Consider the following 365-nt stretch of genomic DNA (forward strand, 5'->3'; position numbering starts at 1 on the left):
ACAGCCCCGACGGACGGAACACGAGCACGACGATCAGCACGATGAATGCGAAGACATCCTGATAGTTACTGCCGAACACCCCGCCGGTCAGGTTACCGATGTAGCCTGCGCCGAGCTGCTCGATCAGACCGAGCACCACGCCGCCGACCATCGCGCCGCCGAGGTTGCCGATACCACCCAGCACTGCCGCCGTGAAGGCCTTCATGCCGGGGATGAAACCCATGTAGAAGTGCGCGTTGCCATACTCCGAGGCGATCATCACGCCGGCGAGGGCCGCGAGCGCCGAGCCGATCATGAACGTGGCCGAGATCACGAAGTTCGGGTTCACGCCCATCAGCGAGGCATTGTTCGGGTTCTCGGCGATG

Annotated in this window: 1 protein-coding gene; it reads right to left on the reverse strand. The window is 63.3% G+C overall.

Annotated elements, in window-relative coordinates; genetic code table 11:
• Positions 1 to 365: branched-chain amino acid ABC transporter permease (locus U5A58_RS40575; RefSeq protein WP_321965470.1), on the reverse strand; the 365-nt coding region annotated here is incomplete at both ends.

It is taken from the genome of Paraburkholderia sp. J7 (genome assembly GCF_905220155.1).
GTDB lineage: Bacteria > Pseudomonadota > Gammaproteobacteria > Burkholderiales > Burkholderiaceae > Paraburkholderia.